Consider the following 17,855-nt stretch of genomic DNA (forward strand, 5'->3'; position numbering starts at 1 on the left):
TGTAAGACTCCGGCGAATATTCGAAGCGCCATTGCGTGTCCGGGTATTTGGCCGCCTCTTCGACGCACTTGCGCGCACCGTCGGTGGCGATGCCCTGTACCGCGGCCCGGTCGGCGCGAAATACCACGCGGCGCTGCAGGATTGACGTCGAGTTGTAGAAGTGCACGATCGCCCGGTGTACACCCCGGCAGGCCTCGAAGGTGCGCTCGATCAGTTCCGGGCGGCATTGCGTCAGCACCTGGATGGTGACGTCGTCCGGAATGGCGCCGTCGGTGATGATTTCGCGCACGAAGTCGAAGTCGGTCTGGCTGGCCGACGGGAATCCGACTTCAATCTCCTTGTAGCCCATAGCAACCAGCAGGTCGAACATGCGGCGTTTGCGGGCCGGGCTCATCGGGTCGATCAGTGCCTGGTTGCCGTCACGCAGATCCACCGCGCACCACAGCGGTGCCTGGCTGGTGACGCGGTCCGGCCAGGTGCGGTCGGCGAGCCGGATGGGCTCCACTTCGTCGGCGAAGGGGCGGTATCGGTTGACCGGCATCGACGTGCCGCGTTGCGGATTCCACGCGGGCTGGCCGGGTCGAGTCGGGCCCGCGGGCTTTTGGACGGTGCGGACTGAAGTGTAGGAGTCCGGGCTGGCGGGCTCAGAAAAGTTGGTCACGGTAGTTGCTCCGGGGATGTCAGAAGGGACTTCAGACCGGCGCATCGCGAACACCCGCGACGGGAAGCCGGTCTGGATCAGACCCCGTCGCGGCGTCCGAGAAGGAGCACCCGCTGCACGCTGTGAACTCTACCGCGATCGGCGCCCAGGCGAAAACCACGCGCAATCGAACCCAAAACCGCAGGCTGCGGCACCCGCCAGCGGGTCAAAAAACAAGATGCGCCGCCACGTATCCTGTTGTGAACTTGAACCACGTCTGTGGGTGTGGAAGGGCAGAGAGAAACAGTGGCGCTCGTCGTACAAAAGTACGGCGGATCCTCGGTGGCCGACGCCGACCGGATCCGTCGCGTCGCGGAACGCATCGTCGAGACCAAAAAGCAGGGCAACGACGTCGTCGTCGTGGTCTCGGCGATGGGCGATACCACCGATGACCTGCTGGATCTGGCCCAGCAGGTGTGTCCGGTGCCGCCGGCCCGCGAACTGGACATGCTGTTGACCGCCGGCGAGCGGATTTCCAACGCGCTGGTGGCCATGGCGGTCGAATCGCTCGGGGCCCGCGCCCGCTCGTTCACCGGGTCGCAGGCCGGGGTGATCACCACCGGCACGCACGGCAACGCGAAGATCATCGACGTCACACCGACGCGGTTGCAGTCCGCGCTCGAGCAGGGCGATGTCGTGTTGGTCGCCGGTTTCCAGGGGGTCAGCCAGGACAGTCGCGATGTGACCACGCTGGGTCGCGGCGGCTCCGACACCACGGCCGTGGCGCTGGCCGCGGCACTGCACGCCGACGTCTGCGAGATTTACACCGACGTGGACGGCATCTTCAGTGCCGACCCTCGCATCGTGCCCAACGCGCGCAAGCTCGACACCGTGACCTTCGAGGAAATGCTCGAGATGGCCGCCTGCGGCGCCAAGGTGCTGATGCTGCGCTGCGTGGAGTACGCCCGTCGCTACAACCTTCCGGTGCACGTCAGGTCGTCGTACTCGGACAAGCTAGGCACTGTCGTTGTCGGATCGATCAAGGACATATCCATGGAAAGCCCCCTTCTCACCGGCGTCGCTCACGACCGTAGCGAGGCCAAGGTGACGGTCGTCGGTATCCCGGACATCCCCGGGTATGCCGCGCGCGTCTTCCGGGCCGTCGCCGAGGCCGACGTGAACATCGACATGGTGTTGCAAAACGTGTCCAAGGTCGAGGACGGCAAGACCGACATCACGTTCACCTGCTCGCGCGACAGCGGGCCCACCGCGGTGGCCAAGCTGGACGCCCTCAAGGACGAAATCGGCTTCACCCAGCTGCTTTACGACGACCACATCGGCAAGGTGTCGCTGATCGGTGCGGGTATGCGCAGCCATCCCGGCGTGACCGCGACCTTCTGTGAGGCGCTGGCCGAGGTGGGCGTCAACATCGAACTGATCTCCACCTCCGAGATCCGGATCTCGGTGCTGTGCCGCGACACCGAACTAGATAAGGCCGTCGTGGCGTTGCACGAGGCGTTCGGCCTCGGCGGCGAGGAGGAGGCCACGGTGTATGCGGGGACGGGTCGATAGATGGTTTCCATCGGGGTAGTGGGTGCCACCGGTCAGGTGGGCCAGGTGATGCGCAATCTGCTGGACGAGCGCGACTTCCCGGCGAGCACGGTGCGGTTCTTCGCGTCTGCCCGCTCGCAGGGCCGCAAGCTGGAATTCCGCGGCCAGGAAATCGAGGTCGAAGACGCCGCGACGGCGGATCCGAGTGGCCTGGACATCGCGCTGTTCTCGGCCGGCAAGACGATGTCGTTGGTGCAGGCCCCGCGGTTCGCCGCGGCCGGGGTCACCGTGATCGACAACTCGTCGGCCTGGCGCAAGGACCCCGAGGTGCCGTTGGTGGTCTCCGAGGTGAACTTCGCGCGCGATGCCGCCAACCGGCCGAAGGGCATCATCGCCAACCCGAACTGCACCACGATGGCCGCGATGCCGGTGCTGATGCCGCTGCACGAGGAAGCTGGGTTGCGGCGCCTGGTGGTGTCGAGTTATCAGGCGGTATCCGGCAGCGGGTTGGCCGGTGTCGAGGAGTTGGCGACGCAGGCACGCGCGGTGATCGACGACGCCGAGCAACTGGTGCACGACGGTCGTGCGCTGCAGTTCCCGGCGCCCAAGACCTATGTCGCGCCGATCGCCTTCAACGTGCTGCCGCTGGCCGGTTCGTTGGTGGACGACGGCTCCGGGGAGACCGACGAGGACCAGAAGCTGCGGCACGAGAGCCGCAAGATTCTCGGTATTCCCGATCTGCTGGTGAGCGGGACCTGCGTGCGGGTTCCGGTGTTCACCGGCCACTCCCTGTCGATCAACGCCGAGTTCGCCCGGCCCATCTCACCGGAGCGGGCCCGAGAATTACTCAGCGCCGCCCCGGGGGTGAAAGTGGTCGACGTGCCGACGGCTCTGGACGCCGCCGGCGTCGACGACTCGTTGGTGGGCCGAATTCGCCACGACCCCGGGGTGCCCGACGGGCGTGGCCTGGCGCTGTTCGTCTCGGGGGACAACCTGCGCAAGGGGGCTGCGCTCAACACCATTCAGATCGCCGAGCTGCTCGCCGCGCAGCTGTGACCCGCGGGTGAGCGGCGCGCGGGTCTCGCTGCTCACCGCGCTGTGTTTACTTGGGCCGCAAGCTGTTTCGATCGCCCACGCGGATCCTCCGGCGCCTGTTCCGCAGCCGATCGTGCAGCCGCTGGCGCCCGGCCAGGTGTTACGAATGGGGCCGACGGCCGGAACCGGCACTCCTACAGGCGATTACGGCATCGGTGCCACCGATCTCTGCGAATTCCTGGAGTTCCCGACCGAACTGCTGCAGGTCTGCGGAGATAGCTTCGCCGGGCAGGGTGTGGGGTTTGGCGGCTGGTACGCGCCGATCGCGCTGCATGTCGACACGTCGTCGGTCGACGACCCCGCCGGGGTGCGCTACACCGGCGTCACCGGAACCACCAAGCCGCTGCTGGCCGACCCCACGCCCTCGGGGGACTCGCAACTGCCCGCCGGGGTCGTGCAGATCAACCGGCGCAACTACCTAATGGTCACCACGACAAAGGATCTCAAACCGCAGAACTCCCGGCTGGTGGTGGCCGAAGCGGCGCGCGGGGGATGGCAGACAGTAGCCGGGTCGAAGCGCGACGCTTCCTATCAGGGTGGTTCCCAGACCCAAATCAGCGGATATTACGACCCGATCCCGACCGGTGATTCGCCGAGCGGCTGGGTGTATATCGTGGCCAACAGCTTTACCCGCAGTCAGTCGGTGGTGCTGTATCGGGTTGCGCCGCAGAACTTTACGGACCGGTCGCGATGGCAGGGCTGGGCGGCCGGGTCCGGTGGCGGCTGGAACAAGGCGCCGACGCCGCTGTGGCCCGACCAAGTGGGGGAGATGTCCATCCGGCAGATCGACGGCAAAGCAGTGCTGTCCTACTTCAACGCCAGCAACGGCAACATGGAGGTCCGGGTGGCCAACGACCCGACATCGCTGGGCGAGGCGCCGGTGACCACGGTGGTGCAGCACGACGAGTGGCCCGAGCCGGCGGAGAGCCTGCCGCCGCCGACCGACAACCGGCTCGCCCAACCGTATGGCGGCTACATTTCGCCCGGTTCCACGCTCGACGAGCTGCGAATCTTCGTCAGCCAGTGGGACACTCGCGCTCGGGTGTCCGCGCCGTATCGGGTGATCCAGTTCGCGGTGAACCCGTTCAAGCCGGACTAGGCCCTCAGCCGGCCGCCTCCGCCAGGCCGGCGGCCAGGTCACCGGAAATGCCTGGGCCCCATTGCATCAGCGCACCAACATCCACCTGGGGTTGGATTCCCGCGGTGCCCGCCAGACCGGGTGCGGCGGCCACGGGTGCTGCCGCCACCGCGCCGGACGAGCCGGAGGCGACCGGGGCCACTGGCGTGACGGTGACGGGGCCGGTGATGACGGCGCCGCTGTTGATCGCGGTAACCAGCCCGGCGGCATTTAGGGTGACGTTGACACCCGACCCGACGGCGGTGACGCCGCCGGCAGAAACGGTGAACGTGCCGGTGGATCCGGCTTCGGGCTGCAGGACGGTAAAGGTGCCGCTCAAGATGCTGCCAATCGCTCCGTCGAAGCGGTAGCTGCCCGGGATCAACGTTCGGGTTGTTCCGTTGGCGACGATGACGGTCACGGTTTGGAGTACGTCGAGCCGGCCGCCGGCGGTAACGGTGACGGGGTAGCCGTTGGTGACGGTGACCGTGACGCCGACATCTACGGTCGCGCCCCCGGGTGCGACGGGGCCGCTGCTGCCGGCGGGCAATGGCGGGTCGGTGTCGCCCGCCGACGAGGCGAGCTGCACGGCGGATTGGGCGCGGGCGCTGCCGGCGTCACCGGCGGACCGGGCGACGGCGTTGGCCTGATCCGCCTGCCCGTTCGGGTTGGTGGTTTGCGACGGCTCGTCGAACGCGTGCAGTGTGCTGGCGGCCTCGGCATCCACGGCGTAGCCATACATCGCGGTGGCGTCTTGGACCCACATCTGCGTGTACTGGGCTTCGGTGGCCGCGATCGCCGGGGTGTTCTGCCCGAAGAAGTTGGTCGCAACCAGCACCATCAGCTGCATCCGGTTGGCCGCGATCACCGGCGGCGGGACGGTCAGCGCGTAGGCCGCCTCGTAGGCGGCCGCGGCCGAATAGGCCTGGGTGGCCGTCTGTGCGGCTTGGGCGGCGGTGGCTTGCAACCACACCACCTGACGGGTGGCCGCGGCGACCATCCGCATCGAGGATGCGCCCAGCCACCGGACGGTCAGACTGGAGATCTCCGCCGAGCAGCCGCTGGCGGCGGATTCCAACTGGGCGGCGACCGCGTCCCAGCTCGCCGCGGCCGCGAGCATCGGCCCGGAGCCCGGACCGGTGTACATCAACCCCGAGTTGATCTCCGGCGGCAGCAAACCAAAATCCATGTCGTATCCCGTGGCTCGAGTCGAGGGTGCCGGTTTGCTAGGACCCTAACGCGTGTCTAATAACGCTCGCGTAAATACTCAATGACCGGGTGATTACGCGGCGCGAAACCGTCGTGCGCCCGAAATGTCGCTGCGGCCGGTGGGTTCAAGATCTAGTCACAGCTCGCCTGCCGGGAAGGTACTCGGCTAACGATCGGCCGACGCCCCGCCGGCTTTTCGGCAATACGCGTGGCCCAGCTCCGGGACCTTTGCGAGTCTGCTTGCTCGGCCGTTCCCCCAGTCGGTGCCGACGAGGCTGTGCGTGCCCAGTCGGTCCGTCTTTTCGGCGTCGAGCTGGGGCGCAATGCTGGCCGTTTCACCCGCTGAGCAGGGGTTTCGGCTCACAGCTGCTACATAAGTAGCGCATAGCCAGAACCATTGTTTACCCCCGCATCATTTGTCTCATGAGTGAAACATCTGAAACCCCCACCGTGCGGTCCTCGACCGCAACTGCGCCGGCGCCGGCCGAGCCGGTCGTCGTCCACCGGACCCCCAGGGTCTTCCAGGCAGCGGCTTACGTCGCCATCGCCGCCGGGACCGTGTTCATCATCGCGGTCATCTTCTTCACCGGCTTCCTGCTCGGTAAGTCGACCGGGCACCACGGCCACGGCCACCACCACAAGCACCACGCGATGGTGCATCCCCACCGATTCGGAGGTCCGGGTGGCCCCGGCGGTCCGGGTTGGCCCGGTGCGAACCAGCAGCCGGGTGGACCCGCGGCCGTGACTCCGGGTGCTCCGGGACCCAGCCAGGTGCCGTCCTCGGTCGCGCCGTCTCGCACGCCGTAGCCCACACCTCAACCATTCAGATGCTCACGGGGTAATAGGAGGACTCCGGGGGGCCACTAATTCACACGCACTAGCCCGGCGCTCACCAGAGCGCCGGGCTACCAGTGGTTTCGCCGCCTCCCGCTGCCAGATCGCATTCGGATTAATTCACAGCAACTTTGTCGACGGAATCTGTTGCAGCAGTTGCATTCAGGGGCAGTATTCAAGGCATGAGTGAAACACCTGAACGCGGGATACAGCCGGCGGCCGTCGACACGGCTGCGCCCCCACCGCCGCATCTAGTCAAGCCACCCAAGGTCTATACGGCCGCGGCGTGGGTGGTGATCGTGGCGGGGATCGTCTTCATCTTGTCGGTCGTCTTCTTCTCGGGCGCCATGATCTTCGGTTATCACAACCACCACTGCCGCCATCACCACGGCCAGATGTGGAAGCCCGGCGGCCCGGGACCGTGGCAGTACGGCGGACCGGGTGGCCCGGGGATGATGCCCCCCTACCAGTACGGTCCGCCTCCGGGATACGGCCCGGGTGCTCCCGGCGGCCCCGGCGCCGGCCCAAGTGCTCCGGCCGCGCCCGCTCCCGCGACCAGTGTGCCCGCACCAGCACCGCGTCCCTAGCACCGATCGCAAACGGCCCGGCGTCCCACGATGGAATGCCGGGCCGTTTCATGCCCTGAACCCGCTTGCCACCGATTCGGGTTCACACTGGATGGGTACACGTCGCACGGCCCTCGGATTTAGTCCAGTTAGCGAGGAGATGGCGAGATGACGGAGCGCTTCACCACGACCGATGCGGGCATTGCCGCGCCTAGTGACGACCAGTCGTTGACGGTCGGTCCCGACGGTCCGATCCTGCTGCAGGACCACTACCTGATCGAGCAGATGGCGCAGTTCAATCGGGAACGCATCCCGGAGCGTCAACCGCACGCCAAGGGTGGCGGCGCCTTCGGTCATTTCGAGGTGACCAACGACGTCAGCCAGTACACCCGGGCCGCGGTGTTCCAGCCCGGCACCAAAACCGAGATGCTGGCCAGGTTTTCGACCGTGGCCGGCGAACGCGGCAGCCCAGACACCTGGCGCGACCCGCGCGGCTTCGCGTTGAAGTTCTACACGACCGAGGGCAATTTCGACATGGTCGGCAACAACACGCCCGTGTTCTTCATGCGCGACCCGATGAAGTTCCAGCACTTCATTCGTTCCCAAAAGCGAATGCAGGCAACGAATTTGCGTGACCACAACATGCAATGGGACTTTTGGAGCCTGTCGCCGGAATCGGCACACCAGGTGACCTGGCTGATGGGCGACCGGGGAATCCCCAAGACGTGGCGCAATATGAACGGTTACAGCAGCCACACCTACAGCTGGATCAACGCCGGCGGCGAAATCTTCTGGGTGAAGTATCACTTCATCACCGATCAGGGCATCGAGTTCCTGACCCAAGAGGACGCCGACCAATTGGCCGGTGAGGACGGCGATTACCACCAGCGGGACCTCTACGAATCGATCGAGAGCGGCAACTTCCCGAGCTGGACGCTGAAGATGCAGATCATGCCGTACGAGGAGGCCAAGACCTACCGGTTCAACCCGTTCGACCTCACGAAGGTATGGCCGCACGGCGACTACCCGCTGATCGACGTCGGCAAGATGACGTTGAACCGCAACGTCACCGACTACCACACCGAGATCGAGCAGGCCGCGTTCGAGCCGAACAACACCGTGCCCGGCACCGGTCTCAGCCCGGACAAGATGCTGCAGGCCCGCGGCTTCTCCTACTCCGACGCGCATCGCGCCCGGTTGGGGGCCAACTACCGGCAGATCCCGGTCAACGAACCGAAGGTGGAGGTCAACAGCTACTCCAAAGACGGCGCGATGCGGATCAAGAACGTGTCGGATCCGGTATATGCGCCCAACTCCTACGGCGGCCCGCATGCGGACCCGCAGCGCGCCGCCGAGGTGCGCTGGCAGGCGGACGGCGAGATGATCCGCGCCGCCTACACACTGCGGCCCGAGGACGACGACTTCGGACAGGCCGGCACCATGGTGCGTGAGGTCCTCGATGACGAAGCACGAGACCGCTTGGCCCACAACATCATTGGGCACGTATCCAAGGGTGTGAAAGAACCGGTGCTATCCCGGGTCTTCGAGTACTGGCGCAACGTCGACCCCGATCTCGGCAAAAAGGTCGAGGAGGGCGTTCGGGCGCAATAGTTCTGGCTTCGAGTTTTCGCGTTTGCCGCAACAACTCGACGTTCGCGATCAGGCGCCCTGTTCGCCACGGGCCGTCGCCCTGGCATGATCGAGATTCATGATGCGGATCTCCGCTGTGGCGGTAAGCGTCGGTCTGGGCTGGGGGGCGGCTGCGGGCGTGCCCATCGCGGCGGCCCATCCATCCGATCCCGGGGTGGTGTCGTATGCGGTCCTGGGCAAAGGTTCGGTGGGCAACATCGTCGGCGGGCCGATGGGGTGGGAGGCGGTGTTCACCGCGCCGGTCCAGGGCTTCTTCGTCGACCTGGCCGACTGCAACAACTGGGCCGACATCGGACTGCCCGACGTGTACAACGACCCCGACCTGGCGTCCTTCAACGCGGCCACGTCGCAGACGTCGGCCACCGATCAAACCCATCTGGTCAAGCAGGCCGTCGGCGTCTTCGCCACCAACGATGCCGCGGACCGGGCCTTCCACCGGCTGGTGGACCGCACCGGGGGCTGCTCGGGCCAGACCACCACGATGCACCTGGATAACGGGCAGACGCAGGTGTGGTCATTTGCCGGTGCGCCGGCCACCGCGACCGACGCGAACTGGACCAAGCAAGAAGCGGGCACCGATCGTCGCTGCTTCAATCAAACCCGGCTGCGTGAAAACGTGTTGCTGCAGGCGAAGGTTTGCCAGTCTGGCAACGCGGGACCCGCGGTCAACGTGCTGGCCGGGGCGATGCAAAACGCGCTGGGGCAATAATCGGTGAATTTGGGTATGCGTGTAAGCCGTGCGGCGAGAACCTGCGGGGACGGGAATATGTCGGGGCGATCTGGAAGATGAAGAGACGGCGGCTATCGTTCGGATAGCTGCCCAACGTGGCGCTCGGCCCGGTGATGTTCCGGCGTGGTCGGGCCCGGAGGGATCGTGATATGACGCTCGCCGCTGTCACCGCCGCGGCCTCGCAGCTAGATGCCGCCCGCCCGGCCGACTCCGAGTTGACCAGTTCCGAGGAAGCCGCCCAGTACATCGCCGATGGTTGTTTGATCGACGGCCCGCTGGGGCGCGTCGGTCTGGAGTTGGAAGCGCATTGCGTCGACCCGGTCGATCCCTATCGACGGCCGGGCTGGGACGAGATCACCGAGGTCATCGACCAGCTACCGCCACTGCCCGCCGGCAGTGCGGTGACCGTGGAGCCCGGGGGCGCGGTCGAACTGTCCGGACCGCCCGAGGACGGCATCGTCAGCGCCATCGAAGCGATGAGCAACGACCAGGCAGTGCTGCGCAAGGCCTTCGCCAATGCCGGGCTGGGACTGGTCTTTCTGGGTGCCGATCCGCTGCGGGCACCCGCGCGCGTCAACCCGGGCGCGCGTTATCGGGCGATGGAAGAGTTCTTCGCCGCCAGTAACTCGGCCGAGGCGGGTGCGGCGATGATGACGTCGACGGCCTCGGTCCAAATCAATCTGGACGCCGGGCCGCAGGCGGGCTGGGCGGCGCGGGTTCGGCTGGCGCATGCGCTGGGGCCCACGATGATCGCGATCGCCGCCAACTCCCCGATGCTCGGCGGCGACTTCTCCGGATGGGTGTCCACCCGGCAGTGGGTGTGGGGGCAGATGGACTCCGCGCGCTGCGGGCCCATCCTGGGCGCCAGCGGTGATGACCCCGGCACCGACTGGGCGCGCTACGCGCTCAAGGCGCCGGTGATGATGGTGCACAACCCGGAGACCGTCCCGCTCACCCACTACGTGTCCTTCGCCGATTGGGCGGACGGCTCGGCGCGGCTCTGCGACCGGCGGCCCACCCTCGCCGATCTCGACTACCACCTGACCACGTTGTTCCCGCCGGTGCGTCCCAGGCAATGGCTGGAAATCCGCTACCTCGACAGCGCACCGGACGCCCACTGGCCCGCGATCGCGTTCACGCTGGCCGCGCTGCTCGACGACCCGGTCGCGGCCGACGCCGCCGCCGTGGCGGTCGAACCCGTGGCCACCGCGTGGGACAACGCGGCTCGGGTCGGCCTGAGTGACCGGCGTCTGCACCAGGCCGCCACCTCCTGTGTGGCGATCGCGGCCGCCAAGGCGCCGCCCGAGCTCACCGACGCGATGGAACGGTTGATCGGCGCCGTCGAGCGGGGCCGATGTCCCGGCGACGACTTCTCCGACCAAGTGATCGACCACGGCATCGCGGCCACCGTGTCGCAGTTGGCGCAAGGGGGCTTGTGACTTTCCCCGATGATTCCGACCCGCAACGCCCGGTCCCCCGCAAGCGGGAGGTGCCCCCAGCGCCGCGCTTGCGATCGTCATGCCGGGAACGGATCGCCGACGATCTGGAGCGGGCGCGCACGCGTACGTTGCGGCTGGTCGATTTCGACGACGCCGAATTGCGTCGTCAGTACGACCCGTTGATGAGCCCGCTGGTGTGGGACCTCGCGCACATCGGTCAGCAGGAGGAACTGTGGCTGTTGCGCGGCGGTGACCCGAGTCGCCCGGGAATGCTGGATCCGTCGGTCGAACGTCTCTACGACGCCTTCGAACACTCCCGCGCCAGTCGCGTCGATTTGCCGCTTCTATCTCCAGACCAAGCCCGATCTTATTGCCGCACAGTGCGTTCCGCAGCTCTGGATGCGCTGGACGCGCTGCCTGACGACCCCGCCGGAGACCGCGCGGCCTTCGTCTACGCGATGGTGGTCAGCCACGAGAACCAGCACGACGAAACGATGCTGCAGGCGTTGAACCTGCGCACCGGCGCCGCACTGCTGGACGACCCCGCCAACTTGCCCGCCGGAAGGGCGGGCCTGGCCGGGACGTCGGTGCTGGTGCCCGGTGGCCCATTCGTGCTGGGCGTCGACGCCACCAGCGAACCGTTCTCGTTGGACAACGAGCGTCCCGCCCACACCGTCGATTTACCGACGTTCCGCATCGGCCGGGTCCCGGTGACCAACGGCGAATGGCAACAGTTCATCGACGACGGCGGCTACCGGGACCGCCGCTGGTGGTCCGACCGCGGCTGGCAGCACCGCTGCGGCGCGGGGCTCAGCGCGCCGCAATTTTGGGGGACCGACGGCCGCACCCGCTTCGGCTACATCGAAGACATCCCGGCCGACGAACCCGTGCAGCACGTCACCTACTTCGAGGCCGAGGCATACGCGGCCTGGGCGGGCGCGCGACTGCCCACCGAAATGGAATGGGAGAAGGCCTGCGCGTGGGACCCCGTCACCGAGTCCCGGCGTCGCTACCCCTGGGGAGCGCAGGACCCGTCGCCGGAGTTCGCCAACCTGGGCGGCACCGCGCTGCGGCCGGCCCCGGTCGGCGCGTACCCCGCCGGCGCGTCGGCCTACGGCGTCGAGCAGATGCTGGGTGACGTCTGGGAGTGGACCAGTTCACCGTTGCGGCCGTGGCCCGGTTTCGTCCCGATGATCTACGACCGCTACTCCGAGCCGTTCTTCGACGGCGACTACCGGATCCTGCGCGGCGGATCCTGGGCCGTCGAATCCGCCATCCTGCGGCCCAGTTTCCGCAACTGGGACCACCCGATCCGTCGTCAGATCTTCGCCGGAGTACGGCTGGCATGGGATGTGCCCGACGCGGGGGACTACGCCTGATGTGTCGTCACCTCGGCTGGCTGGGCGCCGACGTCAGCGTTTCCTCGCTGATTCTGGATCCGCCTTTCGGCCTGCGTGTGCAGTCGTATTCCCCGCGCCGGCAGAAGCACGGCCTGATGAACGCCGACGGTTGGGGCGTCGGGTTTTTCGATCGTTCTTCAGAAGGGGGTGTGCCGCGGCGCTGGCGCAGCACCGCGCCGCTGTGGGGCGACACGTCGCTGGAGTCGGTCGCGCCCGCACTGCGCAGCGGTTGCGTGGTGGCCGCGGTGCGCTCGGCGACCGTCGGCATGCCGCTGGACGTCAGCGCGACGGCACCCTTCACCGACGGACAGTGGCTGCTGTCGCACAACGGCGTCGTCGATCGCGATGTCCTGCCGCTGACCAAGACGGCCGAATCCGTTTGTGACAGTGCGATGTTGGCGGCCACCATATTCTCGCTGGGGCTCGAGGCGCTAGGCGCGACGATCGCGCAGATCGGGACTCTCGATCCCAACGCTCGCCTTAACGTGTTGGCCGGCAACGGATCTCGCCTGCTGGCTACCGCCTGGGGCGACACCCTGTCCATTCTGCGCCGCGCCGACGGCGTGGTACTGGCCAGCGAGCCCTACGACGACGACTCCGAATGGGAGGACGTACCCGACCACCACCTTGTCGAAGTGAGCGCTAAAGGCGTAACGATGACCCCGCTGGACGAGCCGAAAGGATTTTGATGACACTGACGTTGTCCAACCATCTCGCCGCCGACTCGGCGTACCACGCATTGCGCCGCGACGCACTCGACGGTCTGCAGCGCACGCCGAAGAGCTTGCCGCCCAAGTGGTTCTACGATGCGGTGGGCAGTGATCTTTTCGACCAGATCACCCGCCTGCCGGAGTACTACCCGACTCGGGCCGAGGCGGAGATCCTGCGCGGCCGGGCCGCCGAGATCGCCGCGGCCAGCGCGGCCGACACCCTGGTCGAACTCGGCAGCGGCACCTCGGAGAAGACTCGCCTGCTGCTGGACGCGCTGCACGGCCGCGGATCGCTGCGCCGTTTCGTACCCTTCGACGTCGACTCGACGATCTTGTCGACCGCGGCGGCCGCCATCCAGCAAGAGTACGCGGGCGTCGAAATCAAAGCGGTCTGCGGCGATTTCGAGGAGCACCTCGGCGAGATTCCGAGCGGCGGTCGGCGCCTGTTCGTGTTTCTCGGGTCGACGATCGGCAACCTCACGCCCGGGCCGCGTGCGGAATTCCTCAGGTCCCTCGCCGACGTGATGCAACCCGGCGACACCCTGCTGCTGGGCACCGACCTGGTCAAGGACATCGGTCGGTTGTTGCGCGCCTATGACGACTCCGCCGGAGTGACGGCCCGGTTCAATCGCAATGTGCTCGCGGTCGTCAACCGCGAACTCGACGCCGATTTCGACGTCGAGGCCTTCCGTCACGTGGCGCGCTGGAACGCCGACGAGGAGCGCATCGAAATGTGGCTGCGGACCGAGCGGCCGCAGACGGTCCGGGTCGGCGCCCTCGACCTGACCGTCGAGTTCGCCGCCGGCGAGGAGATGCTGACCGAGGTATCGAGCAAGTTCCACCCGGGTGGCGTGAGCGCCGAATTGGCCGGCGCGGGACTGCGTCGCGTCCGGTGGTGGACCGACGCGGCAGGCGATTTCGGGTTGTCGTTAGCAGTCAAGTGAGCGATGGCGGATCGCTGGCCGACCGATGGCGGGAGGCCCGCCCGCCGGTAGCCGGTTTACACCTGGACAGTGCCGCCTGTTCGCGCCAGAGCTACGCGGCCATCGACGCCGCCGCGCAGCATGCCCGCCACGAGGCGGAGGTCGGTGGATATGTCGCGGCGCAGGCCGCGGCGCCGTCGCTGGACGCCGGGCGTGCCGCGTTCGCCGCGCTGGCCGGGATGACCGACGCCGACGTGGTCTACACCACGGGATCGCTACACGCGCTGGATCTGCTGCTGGGCAGTTGGCCTGCCGAGCGGCGCAGGCTGGCCTGTCTGCCGGGTGAATACGGTCCCAACCTCGCCGTGATGGCCGCCCATGGATTCGACCGCCAGTTGTTGCCGGTCCTCGAGGATGGCCGGCTCGCACTCGACGACGCGGCTTACGTCCTCGACGACGACCCGCCCGATTTCGTCCACCTGACCCCGGTCGCCAGCCATAGCGGTGTCGTGCAACCGATTTCGATGATCGCGAAATTGTGCCGCGAGTTGGGGCTGCCGCTGGTCGTCGACGCCGCCCAGGCGCTGGGCCAGGTCGACTGCGCGGTCGGCGCCGACGTCACCTACTCCTCGTCGCGCAAATGGATCGCGGGTCCGCGAGGGGTGGGCTTGCTAGCGGTGGAGCCCGACCTGATGCAGCGGCTCCATCCCCGACTGGCCGCACCCGAGTGGTCCGGGTCGTTCTCGGTGGCCCAGCAGCTCGAGTTCGGCGAAGCCAATATTGGTGCGCGAGTCGGCTTTTCGGTCGCGCTGGGCGAGTATCTGGCGTTCGGCCTCGATGCGGTGCGCGCGCGCCTGGCCGAACTCGGCGGCATCAGCCGGGCGACGCTGGCCGACGTGCCAGGGTGGGCGGTGGTCGAGGAGGTCGAAGAGCCAAGCGCCATCACTACTTTGGCGCCGGTCGACGGCGCCGACCCGCAAGCGGTGCGGGAATGGCTGCTCGCCGAGCGACGAATTCTGACCACCTATGCCGGTGTGCAGCGGGCGCCACTGGAGATGACCGCGCCGCGGTTGCGGATCTCGCCGCACACCGACACCACCGCCGACGATCTGGAAACCTTCGCCGAAGCGCTGATCGCCGCGACCGCCGCGACCGCGACGTAACGCAGACGGCGATGTCCACTATGACCTGGCTCGGCGTACCCGGTGACGAAAATTCTTGGACTGCATTGGGATTCGTTGTCGACGACAACACGATCCGCATCGGACGGGTGGGCTGTGCGCTGACGGTCGAGCGAGGCTGGGGGTTCGACGAAATCTGCGCGCCGCCCGACGCCCTCGGGGTGCCGACGGCGGTCCACCCGCCGGTGACCGGCGCGGTGCACCCCTGCGGTGTCACTCACGTTGACCACATCGTCTACACGGTGCGCGAATTGGATGCCGCCATCACCGCTCTCACCGCGGTGCTCGGTGCGCCGCCGCGTCGACGGTTTCACCCGCGGGGTGCCCACGGTCCCGAGATGGCGTTCTACCGCGTCGGCGAAGGCTTCATCGAGGTGGTTGCGACGGGCGGGGAGCCGGCGCTGATCGGGCTCGCGCTCTGGTCGCCCGACCTGGACGCCACCGTCACGGCGATTCGTGCTGCCGGCGGTCCGATCGGTGATCCGAACCCGCGGTGCAGGGCGGGCGGATCGCCAGCGTGTGGCAGGGCCACCTGGACTGGGGCCTGGCCATTATGGGGCCGTGACCTGAATCAGCCTGCCTTGTGCGCCCTTAGCAGATAAGCGGGAAGCTTCATCCGTCCCTTTTCGTCGCGGTCATGCGGCGGGAACTGGAACGGCGCGTCGGGCATGTCGTGAATGTTCGCGTGAATGTAGGCGGGCCGAATCTCGTCGATTTCCCAATACTTGCTCACCGCGGCGCGCAACTCGTGCTCGTCCACCTCGTTGGGCTTCTCGTTCATCTCGGCAGGGAAGGCCCCCTTGGCGAACACCAGCACGTAATAGTTGGCGCCCGCAGCGGCCGCGCGGTGCACCGACCGCAGGTAGTCGTCGCGGTCCTCGACCGGCAGCGAGTGAAACAGCGTGCTGTCGGCGATCGTCGCGAACCGGCCCTGCGAGCCGGGCGGGTAGTCGGCGAACGAGGTGATGTCGGCCTGGACGAAGCTGGCGGTGCGTAACCCACGTTCCTCGGCGGCCTTGGTGGCCGCCGCGACAGCAGTAGGCGTGAGGTCGATGCCCACCACCGTGTAGCCCTGGGCGGCCAGCGCCAATGACAGCTCGGCGACGCCGCAACCGGCATCCAGCACGTCGCTGTGGAACTTCCCGGCCGCGATCAATGCGGCCAATTCAGGCTGTGGCTCGCCGATATTCCATGGCGGCGGCCCCACGAATTCACCCTGTTCCCGATAGGCGCTGTCCCAGTCCATTACCTCGTCGCGTGCCATGAATCCAAGCTACCCGCGGCTAGCAGGGCCAGGTGTGGACCGGTTCGTTGGCGTGCATGTGGTCGCAATACCGGCGCAGCATCTCGGCCAGCGCCGCGCGCCGCGTCATGCCGGAGTCCTGCAGCGCGCGCACCGTTGCCACCTGCCAGCTGGCCCCGTTGCGGCCGGCCTTGGCCCGGCCCTCGACGACACCAAGGAAACGATCACGCACCTCGGCGTCCACCCCCCACCGGCGCAGTCCTTCGTCGGCGATCGGTAGCAGCGTGTCGAGTATTAACTTGGGCGCTGCCACCTCACCCAGCCCGGGCCAATGCAGCACGGTGTCGATCCCGTGGCGGGCCGATTCGAGGAAATTGTGATGCGCCGCAGCGAAACTCATCTTCGTCCAGAGCGGGTTCTCCTCCTCGGACAAGGTGCGCAGCGTGCCGTAGAAGAACGCGGAGTTGGCCAGCATGTCGATGACGGTGGGCCCGGCCGGCAACACCCGATTCTCCAGCCGCAGGTGTGGGCGCCCGTCGACCACGTCGTACACCGGCCGGTTCCACCGGTACACGGTGCCGTTGTGCAGGCGAAGTTCGGGAAGCCTGGGGATGCGGCCCGCGGCCAGCTCGGCGGCCGGATCCTCGTCGGACAACTCGGGCAGCAGGGACGGAAAGTAACGGATGTTCTCTTTGAACAGCTCGAGGATCGAGCTGATCCAGCGCTCGCCGAACCACACTCGCGGCCGAACCCCTTGAGTCTTGAGTTCCTCGGGCCGGGTGTCGGTGGACTGCGAGAACACCTCGATACGGGTCTCCGACCACAGCTGATGACCGAAGAAATAGGGCGAGTTGGCGCCGAGCGCCAGCTGCGGGCCGGCCATCACCTGCGCCGCGTTCCAGTTCGGGGCGAAGTCCTCGGGAGCCACCTGCAAGTGCAATTGCATGCTGGTGCAAGCGGATTCGGGCGCGATGGTCACCGATTCCCAACTCAGCGGCTCCGGACCGGAGATATGTATCGGAATGTCCTCACCGCGCGCATTGAAGATCGAGTCGTTGAGCGCGGCGTACCGCGTCGAATCGCTCATCCAGCCCTCGCGCGACAGATGCTCGGGCATCAGCGTCGGCAGGATGCCGATCATCACGATGCGGGTGTCCTCCGCACCGGCCTTGGTCTGCGCGTCGTTGAGGCTGGCCCGGACTTCTGCCTCCAGGTCCAATCCGGTGTGTCCCGGCAGCGGGCGGGGAGGCACGTTGAATTCGATGTTGTAGGCGCCTAATTCCTTCTGGTAGGCGGGATCTGCGATGGCATCGAGCACCGGCCGATTCGCCATGGCGGGCTGATAGTCGGCATCGACGAGATTGCACTCGATCTCCATGCCGGTCAGCGGACGGTCGGAGTCGAACCGTGACTGGGCGAGCATCGTCTCGAAGACGTCCAGACACAGCTGCACCTTGCGCCGGTACTCCCGCGCATGTGCGCGGTCGTACGTGGTGCGCTTGACCTCTTCGCCCACATCGCCGATGGAACAGGGTTACCGGCGGTAGCGCAAGGGCCACCGGACTCC

Annotated in this window: 16 protein-coding genes and 1 pseudogene; 13 read left to right on the forward strand and 4 right to left on the reverse strand. The window is 67.1% G+C overall.

Going from position 1 to position 17,855, the window contains the following annotated elements:
- A pseudogene (locus tag ACAG21_RS03115) lies at positions 1 to 706 on the reverse strand (2-isopropylmalate synthase); the annotation flags it as partial.
- Positions 707 to 946: 240 nt separating this feature from the next.
- Here ACAG21_RS03115 and ACAG21_RS03120 point away from each other — a divergent pair.
- From ACAG21_RS03120 to ACAG21_RS03130, 3 genes are read left to right on the forward strand one after another with little or no spacing between them, the layout of a single operon-like run.
- On the forward strand, positions 947 to 2,212 hold the full coding sequence (locus ACAG21_RS03120) for an aspartate kinase (RefSeq protein ID WP_096290444.1): 1,266 nt from the start codon (positions 947 to 949) through the stop codon (positions 2,210 to 2,212).
- The gene (locus ACAG21_RS03125; RefSeq protein WP_370494557.1) at positions 2,213 to 3,247 is read left to right on the forward strand and encodes an aspartate-semialdehyde dehydrogenase; all 1,035 of its coding nucleotides are present in this window, start codon (positions 2,213 to 2,215) and stop codon (positions 3,245 to 3,247) included.
- A gap of 7 nt (positions 3,248 to 3,254) precedes the next feature.
- On the forward strand, positions 3,255 to 4,385 hold the full coding sequence (locus ACAG21_RS03130; protein WP_370494558.1) for a DUF4185 domain-containing protein: 1,131 nt from the start codon (positions 3,255 to 3,257) through the stop codon (positions 4,383 to 4,385).
- Between the two features lie 4 nt (positions 4,386 to 4,389).
- On the opposite strand, the gene ACAG21_RS03135 is transcribed toward ACAG21_RS03130, so the two are convergent.
- Positions 4,390 to 5,592: a PPE family protein gene (locus ACAG21_RS03135; RefSeq protein ID WP_370494559.1), complete on the reverse strand. Its 1,203-nt coding sequence runs from the start codon at positions 5,590 to 5,592 to the stop codon at positions 4,390 to 4,392.
- A gap of 443 nt (positions 5,593 to 6,035) precedes the next feature.
- On the opposite strand from ACAG21_RS03135, the gene ACAG21_RS03140 reads away from it, so the two are divergent.
- From ACAG21_RS03140 to ACAG21_RS03185, 10 genes are all read left to right on the forward strand, one after another.
- The gene (locus ACAG21_RS03140; RefSeq protein WP_370494560.1) at positions 6,036 to 6,419 is read left to right on the forward strand and encodes a hypothetical protein; all 384 of its coding nucleotides are present in this window, start codon (positions 6,036 to 6,038) and stop codon (positions 6,417 to 6,419) included.
- A gap of 209 nt (positions 6,420 to 6,628) precedes the next feature.
- Positions 6,629 to 7,033 carry a hypothetical protein gene (locus ACAG21_RS03145; RefSeq protein WP_370494561.1) on the forward strand — a complete coding sequence of 135 codons (405 nt, stop codon included), beginning with the start codon at positions 6,629 to 6,631 and terminating at the stop codon, positions 7,031 to 7,033.
- Between the two features lie 147 nt (positions 7,034 to 7,180).
- Complete coding sequence (locus ACAG21_RS03150) at positions 7,181 to 8,623, forward strand: catalase (protein ID WP_370494562.1); 1,443 nt, start codon at positions 7,181 to 7,183, stop codon at positions 8,621 to 8,623.
- Positions 8,624 to 8,723: 100 nt separating this feature from the next.
- Positions 8,724 to 9,371: a sensor domain-containing protein gene (locus tag ACAG21_RS03155; protein WP_370495019.1), complete on the forward strand. Its 648-nt coding sequence runs from the start codon at positions 8,724 to 8,726 to the stop codon at positions 9,369 to 9,371.
- A gap of 170 nt (positions 9,372 to 9,541) precedes the next feature.
- Positions 9,542 to 10,831: an ergothioneine biosynthesis glutamate--cysteine ligase EgtA gene (gene egtA, locus ACAG21_RS03160; protein ID WP_370494563.1), complete on the forward strand. Its 1,290-nt coding sequence runs from the start codon at positions 9,542 to 9,544 to the stop codon at positions 10,829 to 10,831.
- Between the two features lie 92 nt (positions 10,832 to 10,923).
- Entirely contained in the window at positions 10,924 to 12,210 is a 1,287-nt protein-coding gene (gene egtB / locus ACAG21_RS03165; RefSeq protein ID WP_370495020.1) for an ergothioneine biosynthesis protein EgtB, read from the forward strand.
- Positions 12,210 to 12,920 carry an ergothioneine biosynthesis protein EgtC gene (gene egtC, locus ACAG21_RS03170; protein ID WP_370494564.1) on the forward strand — a complete coding sequence of 237 codons (711 nt, stop codon included), beginning with the start codon at positions 12,210 to 12,212 and terminating at the stop codon, positions 12,918 to 12,920. The genes egtB and egtC overlap by 1 nt, the downstream gene beginning before the upstream one ends.
- The gene (gene egtD / locus ACAG21_RS03175) at positions 12,920 to 13,885 is read left to right on the forward strand and encodes an L-histidine N(alpha)-methyltransferase (RefSeq protein WP_370494565.1); all 966 of its coding nucleotides are present in this window, start codon (positions 12,920 to 12,922) and stop codon (positions 13,883 to 13,885) included. Before egtC ends, egtD begins: the two co-directional genes overlap by 1 nt.
- Complete coding sequence (gene egtE / locus ACAG21_RS03180; RefSeq protein ID WP_370494566.1) at positions 13,882 to 15,027, forward strand: ergothioneine biosynthesis PLP-dependent enzyme EgtE; 1,146 nt, start codon at positions 13,882 to 13,884, stop codon at positions 15,025 to 15,027. The genes egtD and egtE overlap by 4 nt, the downstream gene beginning before the upstream one ends.
- An 11-nt stretch (positions 15,028 to 15,038) precedes the next feature.
- Entirely contained in the window at positions 15,039 to 15,647 is a 609-nt protein-coding gene (locus ACAG21_RS03185) for a VOC family protein (RefSeq protein WP_370494567.1), read from the forward strand.
- On the opposite strand, the gene ACAG21_RS03190 is transcribed toward ACAG21_RS03185, so the two are convergent.
- Together ACAG21_RS03190 and ACAG21_RS03195 are read right to left on the reverse strand one after the other, a co-directional pair.
- Positions 15,617 to 16,309 (reverse strand): class I SAM-dependent methyltransferase, encoded by a 693-nt coding sequence (locus tag ACAG21_RS03190; RefSeq protein WP_370494568.1) that lies wholly within the window; start codon positions 16,307 to 16,309, stop codon positions 15,617 to 15,619. The two genes, ACAG21_RS03185 and ACAG21_RS03190, sit on opposite strands and share 31 nt — an antisense overlap.
- Before the next feature lie 19 nt (positions 16,310 to 16,328).
- Complete coding sequence (locus ACAG21_RS03195) at positions 16,329 to 17,804, reverse strand: glutamate--cysteine ligase (protein ID WP_370494569.1); 1,476 nt, start codon at positions 17,802 to 17,804, stop codon at positions 16,329 to 16,331.
- Positions 17,805 to 17,855 lie beyond the last annotated feature (51 nt).

It is taken from the genome of Mycobacterium sp. pR1184 (genome assembly GCF_041287235.1).
Lineage (GTDB): Bacteria > Actinomycetota > Actinomycetes > Mycobacteriales > Mycobacteriaceae > Mycobacterium.

Coding starts and splice junctions, on each gene's coding strand:
- ACAG21_RS03185 (WP_370494567.1), top strand. CDS start 15,039: ATGTCCACTATGACCTGGCTCGGCGTACCCGGTGACGAAAATTCTTGG.
- ACAG21_RS03150 (WP_370494562.1), top strand. CDS start 7,181: ATGACGGAGCGCTTCACCACGACCGATGCGGGCATTGCCGCGCCTAGT.
- egtD (WP_370494565.1), top strand. CDS start 12,920: ATGACACTGACGTTGTCCAACCATCTCGCCGCCGACTCGGCGTACCAC.
- egtA (WP_370494563.1), top strand. CDS start 9,542: ATGACGCTCGCCGCTGTCACCGCCGCGGCCTCGCAGCTAGATGCCGCC.
- ACAG21_RS03125 (WP_370494557.1), top strand. CDS start 2,213: ATGGTTTCCATCGGGGTAGTGGGTGCCACCGGTCAGGTGGGCCAGGTG.
- ACAG21_RS03190 (WP_370494568.1), bottom strand. CDS start 16,309: ATGGCACGCGACGAGGTAATGGACTGGGACAGCGCCTATCGGGAACAG.
- ACAG21_RS03140 (WP_370494560.1), top strand. CDS start 6,036: ATGAGTGAAACATCTGAAACCCCCACCGTGCGGTCCTCGACCGCAACT.
- ACAG21_RS03155 (WP_370495019.1), top strand. CDS start 8,724: ATGCGGATCTCCGCTGTGGCGGTAAGCGTCGGTCTGGGCTGGGGGGCG.
- egtC (WP_370494564.1), top strand. CDS start 12,210: ATGTGTCGTCACCTCGGCTGGCTGGGCGCCGACGTCAGCGTTTCCTCG.
- ACAG21_RS03135 (WP_370494559.1), bottom strand. CDS start 5,592: ATGGATTTTGGTTTGCTGCCGCCGGAGATCAACTCGGGGTTGATGTAC.
- ACAG21_RS03145 (WP_370494561.1), top strand. CDS start 6,629: ATGAGTGAAACACCTGAACGCGGGATACAGCCGGCGGCCGTCGACACG.